This window comes from Actomonas aquatica, assembly GCF_019679435.2.
GTDB lineage: Bacteria > Verrucomicrobiota > Verrucomicrobiia > Opitutales > Opitutaceae > Actomonas > Actomonas aquatica.
Genome location: NZ_CP139781.1, coordinates 1496191 through 1514288, shown reverse-complemented (window position 1 = coordinate 1514288; position 18098 = coordinate 1496191). Strand labels below are relative to the sequence as shown.

The following is an 18098-nucleotide window of genomic DNA, read 5'->3' as shown; positions in this document are numbered from 1 at the left end:
TCAGTGGTGATGGCCGCCGAAGGCGCCCTTGCTCAGCTCGGCTTTGAGGGAGATGGCGTTGCGCAGGACAACGATGTCGCCGGCCTGCACGCCGCCCAGCACCTCGTAACCCTCGGCGTCGTGGTGACCGAGTTGCACCGGGTGTGGTGCAAAGCCTTCCTCGGTCTGCACAAACACGACGGTTTGCTCCTCATAGGTGAGCACGGCGGATCGCGGCAACCAGAGGTCGACCGGATGCTCTTCGATCGACACGGTGCCGCGCACAAACTGGCCGGGCTTCCAGCGGCCGTCGGGGTTGGCGACCACCACGCGGGCGAGGCCGGTGCGGGTGTGTTCGTCGATGGTGGGCGCGATGTAGGAGAGGGTGCCGTCAAACGGCGTGATACCATGGCGACTGGAAACGCGCACGGTCTGTCCCTCGTGAATCTGATCGAGGTCGCGTTGATAGATGCGCAGATCTGCCCATACGGTGGATAGGTCGGCGATGGTGAAGAGCGGCGTGCCGGCGGCCACGGCCTGGCCCGGGGTGAGTTCGTAGGAGACCACGGTGCCGTCGATCGGCGCGGTCACTTCGAAGGGGCGCAGCGTATCCGTATTTTCGAGACGGGCGAGGACCTGGCCGCGTTGCACGCGATCGGCGAGGCGCACCTCGATGCGCGTCACGGTGGCGTCATAGCGCGGGGTGATGATGGCGGTGTGTTCGCGGTTGAACTCGATCTCGCCGGGCAGGACGACGGTCTCATGGAGCGCGCCGGGACCGATGGGGCCAAGCTCGAGGTCGAACTCGCGCAGGACGGCGGGGCTGAGTTGGACGATGTCTTCGTCGTGGTGATCATCGTCGAGCGCTGCCGCACCATGATCGTGGTCGTGGGATTGAGCGTTTAAGCAGGAGGTCGCGAGCAGGAGGCTAAGCGAAAACAGAAAGGGACGGGTTTTCATAGCGGTGAAGGGAAATCAGGGTTGGAGGTCTGCGGGGCGGGTGAGCGCCTCGATGCGGGCGGCGGCACGGTGCGCGCGGCGCAGGTTTTCGAGTTGGGCGGCGCGCACCTCGATGAGGGCGCCGCGACTTTCGAGCACGGCGAGCAAGGTGAATTGACCGCGTTGGTAGCCGGCCTCGGTATCGGCGAGGGTTTGGCGGGCGGCGGGCAGGAGGTCGTTGGCGAGCGTCTCGCTGGCGGCGTGGGCGTTGGTCCACTCGCGATGGGCGAGGGCGACCTCCCGCAGCAGTTCCCGGCGGGCGGCTTCGCGCTCGTGGTCGACGGCCTGGAGGCGCGCGCGGGCGCTGCGGATGTTGCCCTGGTTGCGATCGTGCAGCGGCCAGGGAATGCTGGCGCCGACGAGGAAGGCACCGTCGCCACCGGCTTCATTGAAGTAGCGGGCTCCGGCGGAGACTTCGACGTCGGGGTGCGCCCGGGCCTGCTCGAGGGTGAGTTGGGCCTCGCGGTGGGCGCTTTCGGCGGCGAAGCGGCCGAGTGCGGCGGTGGCGTCGAGGAGCGCGAGCAGGTCGGCCAAGGCGTGCGGCGGTGGTGGCGAGGTTTCGCCGGTCACGCTGAACGCGGGGGCGGGCGCCATGCCCCAGAGCGAAGCGAGGCCGTCGCGAGCGGCGGCAAGTTCACGTTCGGTTTGGGCGAGGGCGAAGCGGTGGCGCGACACGGCCAGCGCGGCGCGGGAGCGATCGACGGCGGAGCTTTGGGCGGCTTCGACGAGGCGTTCGGTCTCACGCAGGCTCTGGCTGGCGAGGTCGAGCAACTCACGATCGAGGTCGAGCGTTTGTTGGGCGAGGAGGACCTCGACAAAGGCGGCGCTCACCGCGGCGTCGAGCTCGGCGCGACGTTGGGCCGCCTGCCATTGCAGGAGATCGCGCTCGCGCTCGGCGACGGTCGTGCGATGGCGCCGTTTGGCGGCGGTCTCGAGGCGTTGGCTGATGCCGACGGTGATTTCCATACCGTCGACACCGGAGAGCGGACCAGTGCCGAGGATGTTTTCGAGCTCGGCGCCGACGACGGGATTGGGCCGCAAGCCAGCCTGCTCGACCTGGCCGGCGGCGGCGTCATCGAGCGTGGCGAACTGGCGGAGCAGCGGGTCCTGGTCGCGCGCCCATTGGCGGGCGACGGGGAGAGAGACCGGCGCAGAGAGTTCCGGGGGCGGAAGTGATTGGGCAAGCAGCCCGGCCGAGCTGCCAAGGAGCAGCCCAGCCCAAAGGGAGGGAAAGTGCATGTGAAACCTGAAGCGTTGACGGGTGTATCCGGGTCCGGGATACGGACAGGCGGAGAACGGGAACCGGGAAGGCTTCGGAGGCTTACAAACGGAACACCACGGTGTGCGCTACGCGCAGGGTCTCACCAAGGGTGCTGGGGGCGTGCTGTGCACGCTCGTGGGAGTCGTCCAAGGGCGGCTCGTTGGCGAGCGCCAGCGAGGCGTCCCAGAGGCATTGCAGGCAACGTTCGACGAAGAGGTGCGGGGCGGGGGCGGCGAGGTCGTCGGTGGGGGCGGAGTAATTCTCGTCCTCGACAACATCGCAGGCGTCCGCGGAGCAATCGTCGGTGGATTGGCAGCAACCATCATCGGTGGCCGCCGAGGTGTGCGGGATCAATCCGACGGCCTCCAGCATGCAGTGCGCGGTGGCCGCCGACCAAGTGGTCAGCACCATCAGCACAAGCACGGTAAGAAGGCGGGAGCGGTTGGGGCGCACGAATGGCCAACGTGTGCGGGTGGCCGGCGAGGTCAAGGGAGGAGCCTTGAATCGACCGAGAGGCAGGGGAGACGCCGCCCGGAGGTCGACGTCCACCTCGAGGCCGGGAAAATCCGGCGTTCAGAAACTCGTCTGGGTGTCGCCCTCGATGGAGATGCCGTGGGCTTCGAGGGTCAGGCCGAGCTGGCGGTTGTATTCGGCGAGGGCGCGTTGGAAATCGATCTCGGCGCGGTAGGCGCTGATCTCGGCTCCGGCGAGGATCTCCTGCTGGGCGAGCACGACGAAGGTGGAGCCGGTGCCGGCGCGCAGCTTCTTGAGTTCGGCGTCGAGGGCCTGCTCGGCGAGGCCGAGGGAGTCGTTGGTGACTTTGACGCGTTGGCGAGCGGTGTCGATGTCGGTGGCCGCGTTGCCGAGCGAGACGACGATGTCCTGTTCGGTTTGGGCGAGGAAAAGTTCGGCCTGTTGCTGGTTGAACTTGGCCGAGCGGTAGCGGCCGCGTTCGGCGGCGAAGGTGATGGGGCTGTTGAAGACGACGCCGAGGGAGTAGGAGCGGCTGTCCCGGTCGAGGACCTGATCGCGGCTCTCAGAGAAATCGGGATCGAGGCCGTTGTAGCCGAGGGAGCCGACGAGGTCGACGCGCGGCATGAGTTGGTTGCGGCGGTAGCGGCGGTTGGCGTCGGCGCGGGTGACGTTGAACTTGGCCTGTTGGTAATCGGGGCGGCGATCGAGCGCGGCGAGGAATTCGGCGGCGGGGTTGGGCTCGCGGTCGGCGAGGGGACGGACGCTGGTGATGTGCAGCGTGTCGGCGAGCAGGGCCGGGCTGTGTTCGTCGGTGATGAGGCGTTTGAGGTTGTTTTGCGCGATCGAGACGGCGCGGGCGGCGAGGAGGATGGCTTCCTCGCGAGTGGCGACGCGGGTGCGGGCGGAAGTGACGTCGGCTTGGGAGAGGGAGCCGGCTTCGAAGCGTTTTTCGTTTTCGTCGAGCAGGCCCTGGGCGAGGTCGCGGGAGCGGCGGGCGATGGCGAGGTTCTTTTGGGCGAAGTCGAGTTCGAGGTAGGCGTTGATGGTGGCGGTGACGATGTTCATGACCGCGCCGCGATAGGCCCAGCGCTCGGTGTTGTGGGCGGCGCGGGCGAGGCGCACGCCGACGAGGTTGGCGTCCCAGCCGAAGCCGTTGAGCAAGGGTTGGGTGAGCTCGATGCCGGCGAAGGAGTAATAGTTGTCGGCAAAGCCGTTGTAGGTGCCGCGCTGGTTTTGGGAGTAGGCTGAGACCGTATAGTTGAGGCCCCAGGGGGTGACGCCACCGACGCCGACGCTGTAGGCATCGGTCTCGACGACGGAGGCGGGCGGGCGGTTGCCGGTGAAGGGATCGGCGGACTGCGGGCTACCGTCGGAGGTGTAGTCGTAGGTCGCGCGGAAACCGGGATGGAAGGCGCCCCATTCGGCGGAGAGGTCGGCGCGGGAGGCGTTGGTGCCGGCGGCCTGGGCCTGAATGGTGTAGTTCTTGGCGAGCGCGGCGCGGATGGCGTCGTTGAGCGACAAGGTGTCGAGACGCTCTTGGGCGCTGGCGGTGAGCGGGGCGAGCGCGCAGGCAGCCAAGGGCAGGAGGGAGAGGAAGCGGGAACGGAAACGGGAGCGTCGCATGCGGGAATTGATGATGCGTCGGTTTATGCAGTGCCTGTGCCAAATGGTGGTGGGGTGGCGTAAGTGGCTGCAGCGTAGGAGGAAAGAATTACGGGGCTTTCGGGCGGTGACGGGCGGTCGTCGCGGTCGGGAAAGGGGCGTCCCGATTTTGGGACGGGCGCGAGAGGCGGCGCGACGGGATGTGGGGGCGGTGGAGAGGCAGGGGCGACGCGGCCGGGACGTCCGCGTCCACCGGTGGGACGGGGAGGACGCAGACCTCCTGAGGGCGGAGCGGCCGAGACGGCCGCTGCTACACACCGGGACTGGTATCAACCCACCATCATGCCGTCGGCGAGGCGGACGGTGCGGGAGCCGTAGGCGGCGTTGTCGTTGGAGTGGGTGACCTGAACGATGGTCACGCCGTCCTCCTGGTTGAGCTTCTTGAAGAGCTCCATGATCTCGGCCCCTTGGTCGGAGTGGAGGTTGCCGGTCGGTTCGTCGGCAAGGATGATGCGCGGATTCGCGATGAGCGCGCGGGCGATGCCGACGAGTTGTTGTTGGCCGCCGGAAAGCTGGCTGGGGTAGAGGTCGCGTTTGCCGACGATGCGGAAGCGATCAAGCATGTCGCAGACGATGGACTCGCGATCCTTGCGCGGGGTGTCGCGGTAGGAGAGTGGCACCTCGAGGTTTTCGTAAACAGTGAGGTCGTCGAGCAGGTGGTAGCTTTGGAAGACGAAACCGATGTTCTGCTTTTGCAGGGCGAAACGTTGCTTCTGGTTGAGCTTATGGACGGGGGCGTCGTCGAACCAGTATTCACCCTCCCAGGCGCTGTCGTGCAGACCGAGGGCGTGCAGGAGCGTGGACTTGCCGGAACCGGAGGGACCCATGATCGAGACGAAGTCGCCGGCCGCGATTTCGAGGTTGATGTTGCGCAGGGCGTAAAAGGGGCCGCCCTTGAGGCGATAGACACGTTCGAGTCCGCGGAGGGAAATCATGGGGAATGGTGAAGGGTGAAGTGAGAAGGGTGAAAGAAGGGACCGTGTAATCAGGTCGTGTGCCAGTTGAAGGGGGCGGACGTAAGCTGCGGGTGGGGGCTAAGTTGTGATGGTGGAGATCGGGTGGCGGGGCGGGCAAGTGCCGCGAAGTTGGCAATGGGTATTCCCAATAATGGGACGCGAAGTTTCAAGTTTCGCTCGCGGGGTGGAGTGGTTCGGCGCGGCTGATGGTGGAGCCGTCGTGTTGCCAGCGGAAGAGGCGAGGGGCGTCGGCGCGGTCGAGGCGTTTGATGAGGTGGGCGTGGCTGCGTTTGGGCAGGGTGAGTTCGGGCAGGCCGGTGGTATCGCAGCCGAGGAGACGGGCGTAGGGTTTAAACCGTTCGGGGCGACCGATGATGCGGCCGGCGTCGGAGGGCAAGGGGGCGGCGGTGGCGGGTCGATCGGCGCGTTCGAGGACGAGGGCGCTGTAGGGCAGGCTGCGCAGATCGATGCCGGCGCCTTGGCCAAACTTTACCCAGTTGGAATCGCCGAAGATCCAGGGAGGCGGCGGCGCGAAATGGTGACACCAATGGCGGGCGTTGCCGGGCGCGAGCATGCCACAGGCGCCTTGGTGCGGGCACGGATAGAGGACGCGAAAGTCCGGGAGCAGGTTTTCGCGCCAGCGGACGAGTTGGCCGGCCACGGTCGAGGTGCCGGGCTCCACCCAGATGACGGCAGAGGCGTGGGCGAGGGTTTCGCGCAGTTCGGTCGCGCTGTCCTCATCGAGTTCGTTGAGCACGTGACTGATGAGCACGGTGCCGAGGGGGGCGGCGCTGCGGTCCCAGGATTGGGCGGCGATATTCGGATGGGTTTCGCGCAGGCGCGACTGGGCAAAACTCTCGGCGAGGGTGGAGTGGTCGAAGAAGTGGGCGGCGTGGTCCGGACTCACGGCGTCGGGCCAGTGGGCGAGCACGCGGCGGGTGGCGATGCCGGAGCCGCAGCCCCAATCGAGCAGATGGCCGGGCGGGGGCGTCCAACCGCGACGCTGGAGTTCGCCGAGCACGTGATCCCACTTCCAACCGATGCGTTCGGCGTAAGTGTGATCGTAATGGGCGAGGTCGTCATGGGATTGCCAATACGGCCCGGCCGCGGCGCCGCCGGAAAGGAAACCGTCGCGCAGGCGATCGAGGATGGACCAGTCGAGTTCGTCCCAAGTCACGGGATTTTCGAATTTCGATTTTAGATACTCGATTTACCCGAGGGGGATATCGAGGTGACGGGCGAGGGCGTGGTCGCTGATGCCGTAGAAGGCGGCGAACTCGCGGACGCGTTGCACGGCGGCGGGGCGGGGCACGCGGGAGGCCTCGGGACTGCGCCAAGCGGCGAGCATGACATTGCGGGCGGTGTGCTCGGTGGAAACGAACTCGAATACTTTCGTTTCAAAGCCGACGGCTTCGAGGAGGAGGGCGCGCATGGCGTCGGTGACAAACTCGGTGTGGCGTTCCTGGAAGATGCCGTGGCGCAGCGCGGGGGCGAGCACGGGCGGGGCGGTGAGTTGCGGGCGCAGTTCCTTTTGGCAGCAGGGCGAGACGACCAGCAGGGCAGCGCCGGCGCGGATACCGGCGGCGAGGGCGTCGTCGGTGGCGGTGTCGCAGGCGTGCAGGGCGATGAGCACGTCGAGCTCGGTGAGATCGGCGGCGGCGCTGTTGATGTCGCCGGCGGTGAAGCTGAGGCCGGTGAGTTCGTGGGCGCGGGCGACGCGGTTGCAGGTATCCACGAGGTCATTACGGCGCTCGATGCCGGTGACGCGGGCGGTGGGACCGAGGAGGGCGGCGGTGGCGAAGGTGAGGTAACCCTTGCCGGCCCCCATGTCGGCCACGCGCAGGGCGGAGCCGTCGATCAGTCCGGCGGTGGTGAGGAGATGGGAGAGCGTTTCGGCGAACTTTTGGATCTGGCGATACTTGGCTGCCATGCCTGGGCGCGGCTGGCCTTCGGGCGAAGTGACGCCGAGGTCCTGCAGCCAGCCGGCGTGGGTGTCGACGAGGCGGGACTTTTGTTTGTCGTGGCGGGCGCTGGGGGCGGGCGGGGCGCTGTCGGCCAGCTGGAACTTGACGCGGCAGCGGCCGTTGGGGGCGGTGGTGAACTGCACCGTCTGCGCGGGCGTGAAGAGATGGGCGTCGAGAAAGGTGAAGCCGAGCAGGTGCTCGATCTCGGCGAGCGCGGCCTCGGGCGGGTGGTTTTTGGTCAGGTCGCGCGTCTCGTGGCGGGTGACGAAACTCAGGTGCGGGCCGGCTTTGAGGGCGACCGGGCGAACGAAGAGATTGCGCAGCGTCGGGTCGGCGTCGGGGGACGGATGGCCGAGGGTCAGTTTGACGAGGGCGTCGTCGGCGACGGCTTGGCGGAGAGCGGTGAGAAAACGTTCGCGAGGCGGGAGTTGGGACATGCGCCCGGCACTCAGAAGGAAAGTTCGGCGGAACGCCAGAGTTCCCGTCCGCGGTGATAGGTGGCCAAAATGTCGGCCGTGCCGACGCGACCGACGATGGAGGCGAGCAGGTTGCGGGTGTGGCGGAGGTGAGGGGCGGTGAAGTCGAGCACGACGAAGGAGGCGGGCAGGCCGACGTCGAGGTAGCCGTAGTGGTCGCCGCCGAGGAGCGGGCGAATGTTGGAGGTGACCATGCGCAGAATGTCGACGGGGGGCGGCACGGAAGGGCGGGCTTCGGTGGCCTGGGAGCGGGCGAGGCGGTGGGTGAAGTCGAGCTCGGCGAAGAGGTTGGGCGGGGTGAGCATGACGTTGTCGGTGCCGAGCAGAAGGCGGGCGCCGGCGTCGAGCAGGGCGGTGACCGGAGGCAACGGTAGGCCGAGGGTGGCGTTGGCGCGGGGATTGAGGGCGGCGGTGCGGCCGGACTCGGCCATAAGTTTGATCTCGGCAGCGTTGGCGAGGGTGAGGTGGACGATCAAGTCGGCGTCGTAATCGGTTGTATCGAGCGCGCGGGCGAGGTCACCGCGGCCGTTGCGGCGCATCGAGATGTCGCGATAGGCCGGATTCTCCAAGCAATGGATGGCGCGGAGCTGGCCGGTGGCGGCGGTGCGTTCGCGAATCTCGCGCCAGGCGCGCGGGGTGAGATCGTTCATCGTGCTCTCGGAGAAGCCGTCGGCGATCGCGAGCATGGCCTCGAGCTCGGCCAAGGCTGAGGCGGGCAGGGAAGCGGTGCCGGCGTCGAGCGTGGCTTCGTCGAAGGGCGACTCGTTGAACTGGTTGAGGATGATGGAGTCGATGCCGGTGTTGTTGCTGGCTTCGCGGAGGAGTTGCGCGCCCTCGGCGCCTTGTTCGCGGAAGTCGAGGTGGGCGACGGTGCCGGTGCGCGCCATAAACTGCAGCGTGTTGGTCATGTGTTCGCGAAGCTCGGCCGGCGTGAGTTTGCCGAGTTCGCGGTATTTGTAGCCGTGGGGGCGAAAGAAACCCTCTTCGAGCGTGAGGCCGGCGGCGCCGTCGGGCAGGGCACCGTCGCCGACATGGGTGTGGCCGTTGTAGAGGCCAGGAATGACGACGAGCGACGGCGCAGGGAGCGTAGGCGCAGGGTCGCCCACGGCGATTTCGGTGACGTGATCGTCCTGCCAGGCAAAAGTTTTACAATGGATCGGGTTGAGGTCGGGCCCGTGAAGGAGGATGCAATCGCGCAGAGTCGGCATGTGCTGAACATGCTGCAAATGACGTGCCGCGACAACTTCCGGGGTTTGCCTTCAGGGCGATTTCTCCGGAGCCTGTGGCCGACCCTAACCCCCTTATGCTTATGATTACCCCCTCTCGACTCTCCATGAGGAGCTTGCTGGCTGCTGCGGTCCTGGCTTCCTCCCTCGTGCTGCCCGCCGCGCAGGCGGAAGACTGGGTAGATACCCAAGGCGAAAAGTTTTCCGGCGACCCGGCGGGTCTCGTCGGACCGCTGGCGCTGTTCAAACCCGGACGCAAACGCGGCAAACGACTCCCGTTGCCGTTCCTGCGGCCGGAGGATGCCTATCGATTTGACCAAGGCCTGCGGAAGCTGCCGGAGCGCGCCCCGGTCTGGGCGAATGGCGAAAGCCAGATTTCGAAGGAGCTGCTCGGACGCGTGCAGCGGGTGATCGACGGCAAGCTGCAGGATGTCGATCTCTCCGATCGGCCGGAGCCGGAATTGCTGCTCGTGCTCTACGTGGAAGCGGGCGGCAATGCGCGGGAACTGTTTCGAGCGGCGATCGATCCCTACAATGCGTTGGCGGAAAAGTATGGTGACGATTTTGAAGTCCTGTTCGTGGGCGTGCGGCACACCTTGGCCGACCAGATCGGCTTGGCGGAGAGCCTCGGCATGCCGTGGTTGGTGATGAACCGCAGTGAACAAAATCGGTTGGTGGAAATCGCCGACTACGTGCCGGACCCGACGCCGGGTTATGCCTTGATCAACCGGCATGGCGTTCTGATGACGAGTAAACCCGGTTTGCTCACGTCGGATATCGACCAGGTGTTTGCCGAACTCGAGGGTCTGCTGCGCGCGATGGTGCCAAACAATCCCAAGACCTGGATGGTGAAGGTCGACTACTACAAGAACGTGCGCCAACGGGAGTTCGCCAAGGGCGAAGCGGGTCCGATGCTGGTGGGGCCGCCTTTGCTCGATTCGTTGCTCGCGCGGATCGGCGTGACCGCGTTTGAGCTCGATGCAGAAATCGACGAGACGGGTAAGGCGACCAACGTGGTCGTGCAGCCCGGCCCGGGCATTCCCGACAAGTATCTCAATGCGGTGGCGAAGTCGTTTGCCACGGTGCCCTTTGTGCCGGCGGTGAAAAACGGCCAGTTCGTGTCGGGCAAGTTCCACTATTCCTATCAGGCGCCGAGCTCGGAGTGAGCTCACGGCAGACGCTCAACGCCGAAGCTCGCGCCTAGATCGCCGGGGATACTCCAAGTGTCCCCGGCTTTTTTGTGGGCACGCATCGCGGTCTGACGCGGGCGAATAAGCAACGTCGTCAGGCAAAGAATTGTCCGGCTGAGCGTGGCTCTGTCCTCACGAATCCGGTGGCCCCGGCGCGTCGGGCGTGGATGGTGAGGGAAGCAACAACCCCTGCGAACCATGATCCCTTTGCGCCGCTTTACCCTCTCTCTTCGTTTCGCCGTAGCCGCGGTTTTGTCGTCGGTGCCGCTGGCGGCTGATTTTAAACCCGAGCCGCTGGAAGTCTGCCAAGGTCAACCCGCCCTCGGCGTGCCGGACTGGGTGCGGGCCGAGACGATTTACGAAATCAACGTGCGCCAGTATTCCGAGGCCGGCACCTTCGCGGCGGTCGAGGCCGACTTGGCGCGCATTCGCGACCTCGGGGTTGGCATCCTCTGGTTTATGCCGGTGCATCCGATCGGAGAGATCAACCGGAAGGGCCCGCTGGGGAGCTATTATTCGATCGCCGACTATCGCGGCATCAACCCGGAGTTTGGCACCGAGGCCGACTTCGTGCGCTTGGTCAAAGCCGCGCAGGCCATGGGTATGCGAGTGGTGATGGATTGGGTGGGCAACCACACCGCGTGGGATCACCCTTGGACGTCGTCGCACCCCGAGTATTACGCCACCAACGAGGCCGGTGAGTTTGTGCCGCCGTTCGGCTTCGATTGGACCGATGTCATCCAGCTCGATTACGAAAACCACGCCACGTGGGATGCGGCCATTGCCGACATGCTCTACTGGGTGGAGGTCGCCGGTATCGACGGTTACCGCTGCGACTACGCGACGGGTGTGCCCACGGCCTTCTGGAACGAAGCCGGGCGTCGTCTGCGCGAGGCGAAGCCGGACTTTTTTATGCTCTCCGAGTCGGAGGTGCCGCAACACCAGCTGCATGCCTTCAACGCCTCCTATTCGTTCGGCATGATGCACGTCATCAACACGGTCGCGGCCGGCGAACACGGGGCCTCGCACCTCGACGATCAACTGGCCCGCACGCAGGTGCGTTTTCCGGACGACGGCGCCCTGATTTACTATACTACCAACCACGATGAAAACTCCTGGCAGGGCACCGTGCAGGAGCGTTTGGGCGGGGGCGTGGAGACCTTTGCGGTGCTCACCTATCTCTTCGACGGTATACCGCTCATCTACAACGGTCAGGAAGCTGGCATGGCGAAGCGTCTGGAGTTTTTTGAGCGCGATCCCATCGCGTGGCGGCCGCATCCGCTGGCGGGGTTTTATCGCACCCTCAACCAGCTGCGCCGCGATCACCCGGCACTGCACACCGGCACCGGCATGACCCGGATCGGCACCACGGCCAACGAGTCAATCTATGCACTGCTGCGCGAAGATGCGACCGGTGAGAAGGTGGTGGGTTTTCTCAACCTGAGTGACGCCCCCGTGACTTTCGATGCCGCTGCTCCGGCACTGGCCGGCACCTGGCAGGATGTCTTCGGCGGTGCGACGCACACGCTGAAGGGCAGCGTCTCGCTTGCCCTGCCGGCGTGGGGCTACCTGGTGCTGGTGAGCGAATAGGTTTCGAATTTAGTCTGTTAGTTGGATCCCGATTGGGCGGCCCGTAAGCAGGGCCGCCCTTTTTTGTGGTGTCGTTGGCAAGGTTGGACGCGGCGGGGCAGGGCGACGCGCTGCTCCACGATGCCTGATCAGGACAAAACTTGGGGCACCCTGACGGAACCGAGGGCGATCCCTCAAGCGCCCCGGGGAAAAGTAGTTATTCCACGGATACGGAAACCGGTGGACCGAAGTTTTGTCCTGTTCATATCAGTTTATCCGAGGGTTTGGCGGTGGCGAAATGGCGCGTGAAGCGCACGTTTGGATCAAGCAACGCGAATAGCGCGTGAACCCCTACCCAACCCCTCAGCTTGAAAGCCCCCGGCCCGGTAAGTCAGTCCGCGCGCTCTTCTTTCTTAGGACATCAACACTACGAACCATGCATACCCACCTCCGTTCCAAACTTGCGCTGACGGTCGCCCTTTCCCTGGGCATCAGCGCGCCTGGTTTTGGCCAGGCGACCAACGACGAAGATAAAGACGTCGTTGTGATGGACGCCTTCGAAGTCACCACCGGTTTTGCCGGCAGTCTCGCCGCCGCTGCGTTGATCAAGCAGGATCAAAAAATCATCGCCGAAGTCATCGCCTCGGAAGACATCGGCAAACTCCCCGACATTTCGATCGCCGACGCGCTCACGCGCCTCACCGGTCTCACCACCCAACGCACCAACGGTCGCAGCCAGGCGATAAGCATTCGCGGTCTCACCGGTGATTTCTCCACCGGCCTGCTCAATGGCCGCGAACAGGTTTCGACCGGCTTGAACCGCGCTGTCGAGTTCGACCAATACCCGGCCGATCTGCTCAACTCGGTGGTCGTCTACAAAACCGCCGAGGCCGATCTCATCGGTCAGGGCCTCGCGGGCACCATCGATCTGCAGACAATCCGTCCGCTCAGCCGCACCGGTCGCGTGATCGCCCTCAACGGCTACTACGAGTGGAACCAGCTCGGCAAACTCACCCCGGGCGTCAGCGCCACCGGCAACCGCTTCAGCGTGTCCTACATCGACCAGAACGAAGAGGGCACCCTCGGTGTCGCCGTCGGCTTTTCGCATTCCAGCAAACCCTTCGCCGGCGAGCAGTTCCAGGCGTGGGGGTATCCACAGGATGGAGACGGCAACTATGGTTTGGGCGGCACCAAGTCCTACGCCCGCAACAGTGTGCTCGATCGTGACGGCGTGATGGCGACCATCGAATATCAGCCGAACGACAACTTCCACACGACCTTCGACGTCTTTGCCTCCCAGTTCAACGAGCGCCAATTGCTCCGCGGCATGGAGATCCCGCTCATCTGGAGTGGCGCGGCGATGCAGGGCACGCCGACGGTGGAGGATGGCCTCTACACCGACGCCACCATGACCAACGTGCAGCCCGTCGTGCGTAACGATGTGTTTGACCGCGACGCCGAGCCGATCGCGATCGGCTGGAACGTGGTGCTGGGCGAAGACTCCACCTGGCCCGTCACCTTCGACGCCAGCTACTCCCGCGTGGTGCGCGACGACATCAATCTTGAGACCTGGTCCGGCCTCGGTATCCGCGGAAACGCTACGACGCCCGACACCATGCGCATCCAGCTCGTGCCAGGCCAGATCCCGACTATTACCTCCTCGCTCGACTACGCCGATGGTTCGGTGCTGCGTCTGACCGACCCGCAAGGGTGGGGACCCGACACGCTGCCGGGCAATGGCATGTATGGTTACTACAAGGGCTTCCGCTCCAAGGACGAGCTCGGCCAGCTCCAGCTCTCCACCGAGCACGCCATGGACGGGCTGTTCACCAACGTGAAGATCGGCGCCAGCTACACCGACCGCTACAAGCGCGACGGTGAAGATCCCTCCGGCTACATCCACTCGCCCAGCGCCAGCCAAATTACGCTGCCGCTGCCGCCGCAGGTCGGCACCACCGATCTCGGTTTCCTCGGTCTCGGTGAGGTCTATGCCTACGATCCGTTGGCCTCTTTCGAAAATGGCGTCTGGGGCTTCACGCCCAACACCGACACCGGCATCGTGGCCAATCGTTTTATGATCCGTGAAAAGGTGAGCCAGCTCTACGGCGTGGGCACCTTCGAGACCAAGCTCGGTAATGTCGATGTCACCGGCAACATCGGTGGCCGTATCGTCCACACCGACCAGTCCTCCGAAGGTCGTTCCGCCAATGGTAACTCCCTCAACGCGGTCACCGACGGCGACACCTACACGGACTTCGCGCCGAGCCTGAACCTGAACTTCGATTTCGGGAACAACCTCTACGTGCGCTTCAGCGTCGCGCGTCAGATCGCCCGTCCCCGCATGTATGACATGCGTGCCTCCCGTAGCTGGGGCTTCGATGGCTCCAAGGTCGACTCGACTGATCCGTCCCAGAGCCCGTGGAGTGGTGGCGGCGGCAACTCGCAGCTGAAGCCGTGGAAGAGCGACTCGATCGACCTCTCCATTGAAAAATACTTCAGCCAGAACCGGGGTTACCTCGCGGTCGCGGCCTTCAACAAGGACCTCAAAAACTACATCTACGAGCAGCAGGATGTGGCGGACTTCTCCAGCTACCCGGTCCCCGGCGGCGTGATGCCGTCGCTCGATTACGGTATCATTTCCCAGCCGGTGAACGGCGAGGGCGGCAACGTGCGCGGACTCGAGTTCACGCTCTCGCTCGCCTCGGAGATGATTAACCCGAACTTCCGCGGCTTCGGTCTCGTGCTCGGCGGTGCCTACACCGACAGCAGCGTGCAGCCCTGGGGCCCCGATGGTGGTGATGCGCCGATCGCTGGTCTCTCCCGCCACGTCGCCAACCTCACGGTTTACTACGAGCGCGGTGGTTTCTCCGCCCGCGTGAGCAACCGCTACCGTTCCGAGAATCGCCAATACATCACCACCTTTGGTCCGCCCAATCCCGGTGGTGACGTGAATCCCAACGGCGGCTTCTCGGTCGCCCAGCCGGAGTCGGTCATGGATGCGCAGGTTAGCTACACGCTGCAAAGCGGTCCGGCCGAAGGTCTCTCGCTCTTCCTGCAAGCCTACAACCTCACCAATGAGCCGCTCGTCACCTACAACAACGACGACCCGCGCCAGGTGATCAACTTCCAGGAATACGGCGCGTCCTACTCCCTCGGTTTCGCCTACCGCTTCTGAGCTGCGGTCACACCTGAACCGCTACTGAACCAAACCGCTCCCTGTCCTTGATGCCCGCGCAACCGTCCCCGTTGACGGTGACGCGGCGACGGGGAGCGGTCGCGGCTCAGCGCTTGGCGCGAGCTGGCTCCCTTTTCGACTCAACCTCTTTTCAGACTCCCGTGAACGCTTCCCGTCCCACTTGGCTGCGCTGCCGGTCCTCCGGCGTGCTGGCACCGCTCTCGGCGCTGCCCGGCGCGTTTGGTATCGGAAATCTGGGCACAGGCGCCCGCGCCTTTGTCGACTTCCTGGCCGACACGGGGTTTCAGCACTGGCAAATCTGCCCAGCCGGCCCGACCGGCTTTGGCGATTCGCCTTACCAATCCTTTTCCAGTTTCGCCGGTAACCCCTACTTCATCGACCTCGGTGAATTGGAGGCGGAGGGGCTACTGACGGCGGACGAACTGGCTCCGCTGCGGGCGCTGCCCGCGCACGCCGTTGACTACGGCACCCTTTACGAACGTTTTGGCACGCTCCTCGCGCGGGCTCACGAGCGTTTTCTGGCCCGCGGTGAAGATGCGCCGTGGGGCGGGGCGTCGGCGTTGGCCGAATTCGAAGCCACGCACTCCGAGTGGCTGCCGTCCTATGCCGCCTTTATGGCGCTCAAGAACCACTTCGGCGGCCACGCCTGGACGCTGTGGCTCACCACCTGGCGCGACTGGCAACCGGGCATCGAAGCACGCTTGCCGGCCCCGGCCGCCGAGGACGCCGCGCACCAGCGTTTCTGCCAGTTTCTTTTCTTCCGCCAATGGGAGGCGCTGCGCACCTACGCGGCCGCGCGCGGTGTCGCCATTATCGGTGATGTGCCGATCTTCGTGGCGATGGACAGCGCCGACACCTGGCGCTGGCGTGAGGTGTTTCGGCTCGACGAACGGGGCCGCCCCGAAGCCATCGCCGGGGTGCCGCCCGACTACTTTTCCGACCGCGGCCAATGCTGGGGCAATCCGCTCTACAACTGGGCGCAACAGGCCGAGACCGGCTATGCCTGGTGGATCGAGCGCCTGCGCGCGGCCTTCGCGATGTGCGACATCGTGCGGCTCGATCACTTCCGCGGCTTTCACACCTTTTGGGAGATTCCGGCGGGCGCGCCCGATGCGCGCGGCGGGGTCTGGCGCGACGGTCCGGGACTGCCGTTTTTTGAAGCCATCGCTGCGGCGCTGCCGGAGGTGCGCCTCATTGCGGAGGATCTGGGCTACATCAACGCCGGGGTGGCCGAGCTGCGCCGGGCGGTGGGCCTGCCCGGGATGAAAATTCTGCAGTTTGGCTACGGCCACGATGACAACAACGTGAACCTGCCTCACTTCTATCCGGCGGAGACGGTGGTCTACACCGGCACGCACGACAACGACACCACGCGCGGCTGGCTGGAGCATCTCGATGCGGAAGCGCGCGAGCCGGTGGCGGAGTATTTTGGTATCGGCGAATCCAATACGGCCTGGCCGCTGTTGCGGGCCGCGTTTGCGTCAGTGGCGCGGCTGGCGATTGTGCCGATCCAGGACCTGTTGGATCTGCCTTCGAGTGCGCGCATGAATCGCCCCGGCACGATGGAGGACAACTGGCGTTGGCGTTTCCAAAAGGGCCAACTCGATCAGCTGGTCCGCAAACATGGAGAAACCCTGCGGCACTGGCACCGGCTGTTTGATCGCGACGGCGATCCGCGGCAACGAGACTACAGCGCGCCGCCCGGTGAGTTGACCGCGTTGCCAAGCTCCGAGTCTGCCGTCGTAATCAGCAGCACCACCCCGTCCCTCTCATGAAACACCCGCCACGTCTCTCTCTGCCCGCGATCTGGAACATGAGTTTTGGGTTTCTGGGCATCCAGTTTGGCTGGGGGCTGCAGATGGCCAACATGAGCGCCATCTACCAGTTCCTCGGCGCCGAGGAGAGTGAGCTGGCCATCCTGTGGCTGGCGGCCCCGGTGACGGGGTTGGTGGTGCAGCCCATCATCGGCTACTACAGCGATCGCACCTGGACACGGCTCGGGCGACGTCGGCCGTATTTTTTGGTCGGCGCGATCCTTGCGAGTCTGGCGCTGGTCGCCATGCCCAATGCGTCGGCGCTGTGGATGGCGGCGGGGCTGCTGTGGATTCTGGATGCGTCGGTGAACATCAGCATGGAGCCGTTCCGGGCCTTCGTGGGCGACATGCTGCCGCCGGAGCAACGCAAGGTCGGTTACGCCATGCAGAGTGTATTGATCGGCTTGGGCGCGGTGGCGTCCTCGTCGCTGCCGTGGTTGTTGACCAACGTGTTTGGCGTCGGCGAAGCGAGCGGCGCGGGGAGCGCGAGCGCGGAAGTTTCCCGCATCCCGTGGTCGGTGCACCTCTCGTTCTACATCGGCGCGGTCGTATTTATCGCGGCGGTGGTTTATACCATCGTCACCACGAAAGAGCATCCGCCGGCGGACATGGCGGCCTTCGAGGCGGAGCGGAAACGCACGGCGGGCGTGAAGCATGCGGTGAAGGAAATTTTGGGTGGATTTGTCGGCATGCCGAAGCTCATGCAGCGCCTCGCGGTGGTGCAGTTTTTTACCTGGTTCGGGCTGTTCTGCATGTGGATCTATTTTGCGCCGGCGATTGGTCGCACGATCTTTGGTGGGGAGCCCGGTAGTGCGGCCTATCAGGATGGCATCGAATGGGCGGGGTTGTGCTTTTCGGTCTACAACGGCGTGGCGTTTGGCTTCGCGTTTTTGCTGGTCGCGCTGGTCAAAAAATTCTCCGCCCGCGGTGTGCATGCCCTGTGTCTCACGCTGGGCGGACTCGGCCTGCTGAGCGCGGGCCTGTGGAACAGCTCAACGCCGTTGCTGGCCTCGATGTTGTTGGTGGGCGTGGCGTGGGCGAGCATCCTGGCGCTGCCCTATGCGATGTTGGCCAACGTGCTGCCGCCGTCCCGCATGGGGTTTTACATGGGCGTGTTTAACTACTTCGTGGTGCTGCCGCAGATCCTGGCCTCGGCCGTGATGGGCAAGGTCGTGGGCTGGTTTTTCGACGGGCGCGCCATGCCGGCGGTGATGACCGGTGGCGCGTCGCTCGTGCTGGCGGCCGTGTTGCTCATGGTGCTCGTGCCGCACGCCGATGCGGAAGGCGAGCAGGGGGCGGGGTGAGGGACAGGCGAGCGATGTTCCGATCCGG

At 65.1% G+C, this 18098-nt stretch carries 13 protein-coding genes; 5 read left to right on the top strand and 8 right to left on the bottom strand.

Annotated features, from left to right (window positions below; translation table 11 throughout):
- The 8 genes from K1X11_RS05800 to K1X11_RS05765 all read right to left on the bottom strand — a co-directional run bounded on the left by K1X11_RS05800 (position 1) and on the right by K1X11_RS05765 (position 8979).
- The gene (locus K1X11_RS05800) at positions 1 to 939 is read right to left on the bottom strand and encodes an efflux RND transporter periplasmic adaptor subunit (protein ID WP_221033154.1); all 939 of its coding nucleotides are present in this window, start codon (positions 937 to 939) and stop codon (positions 1 to 3) included.
- Positions 940 to 954: 15 nt separating this feature from the next.
- The gene (locus tag K1X11_RS05795; protein ID WP_221033153.1) at positions 955 to 2217 is read right to left on the bottom strand and encodes a TolC family protein; all 1263 of its coding nucleotides are present in this window, start codon (positions 2215 to 2217) and stop codon (positions 955 to 957) included.
- Positions 2218 to 2299: 82 nt separating this feature from the next.
- A complete protein-coding gene (locus K1X11_RS05790) occupies positions 2300 to 2650 on the bottom strand; it encodes a hypothetical protein (protein WP_324726116.1) in 351 nt (116 codons plus the stop codon).
- A 162-nt stretch (positions 2651 to 2812) separates the two neighbouring features.
- On the bottom strand, positions 2813 to 4336 hold the full coding sequence (locus tag K1X11_RS05785) for a TolC family protein (RefSeq protein WP_221033151.1): 1524 nt from the start codon (positions 4334 to 4336) through the stop codon (positions 2813 to 2815).
- 308 nt (positions 4337 to 4644) lie between these two features.
- On the bottom strand, positions 4645 to 5310 hold the full coding sequence (locus K1X11_RS05780) for an ABC transporter ATP-binding protein (RefSeq protein WP_221033150.1): 666 nt from the start codon (positions 5308 to 5310) through the stop codon (positions 4645 to 4647).
- A 187-nt stretch (positions 5311 to 5497) separates the two neighbouring features.
- Complete coding sequence (locus K1X11_RS05775) at positions 5498 to 6508, bottom strand: small ribosomal subunit Rsm22 family protein (RefSeq protein WP_221033149.1); 1011 nt, start codon at positions 6506 to 6508, stop codon at positions 5498 to 5500.
- A 33-nt stretch (positions 6509 to 6541) separates the two neighbouring features.
- Positions 6542 to 7732 carry a class I SAM-dependent methyltransferase gene (locus K1X11_RS05770; protein WP_221033148.1) on the bottom strand — a complete coding sequence of 397 codons (1191 nt, stop codon included), beginning with the start codon at positions 7730 to 7732 and terminating at the stop codon, positions 6542 to 6544.
- 11 nt (positions 7733 to 7743) lie between these two features.
- Positions 7744 to 8979 (bottom strand): amidohydrolase family protein, encoded by a 1236-nt coding sequence (locus K1X11_RS05765; protein ID WP_221033147.1) that lies wholly within the window; start codon positions 8977 to 8979, stop codon positions 7744 to 7746.
- A gap of 101 nt (positions 8980 to 9080) precedes the next feature.
- On the opposite strand from K1X11_RS05765, the gene K1X11_RS05760 reads away from it, so the two are divergent.
- From K1X11_RS05760 to K1X11_RS05740, 5 genes are all read left to right on the top strand, one after another.
- Positions 9081 to 10163: a hypothetical protein gene (locus K1X11_RS05760; RefSeq protein WP_221033146.1), complete on the top strand. Its 1083-nt coding sequence runs from the start codon at positions 9081 to 9083 to the stop codon at positions 10161 to 10163.
- A gap of 222 nt (positions 10164 to 10385) precedes the next feature.
- Positions 10386 to 11777 (top strand): alpha-amylase family glycosyl hydrolase, encoded by a 1392-nt coding sequence (locus K1X11_RS05755; RefSeq protein ID WP_221033145.1) that lies wholly within the window; start codon positions 10386 to 10388, stop codon positions 11775 to 11777.
- Between the two features lie 415 nt (positions 11778 to 12192).
- Positions 12193 to 14931, top strand: coding sequence for a TonB-dependent receptor (locus tag K1X11_RS05750; RefSeq protein ID WP_221033144.1), 2739 nt, complete (start codon positions 12193 to 12195; stop codon positions 14929 to 14931).
- A 161-nt stretch (positions 14932 to 15092) separates the two neighbouring features.
- Complete coding sequence (gene malQ / locus K1X11_RS05745; protein WP_221033143.1) at positions 15093 to 16727, top strand: 4-alpha-glucanotransferase; 1635 nt, start codon at positions 15093 to 15095, stop codon at positions 16725 to 16727.
- The gene (locus tag K1X11_RS05740) at positions 16724 to 18070 is read left to right on the top strand and encodes an MFS transporter (protein ID WP_221033142.1); all 1347 of its coding nucleotides are present in this window, start codon (positions 16724 to 16726) and stop codon (positions 18068 to 18070) included. Before malQ ends, K1X11_RS05740 begins: the two co-directional genes overlap by 4 nt.
- The last annotated feature ends 28 nt before the right edge of the window (positions 18071 to 18098 follow it).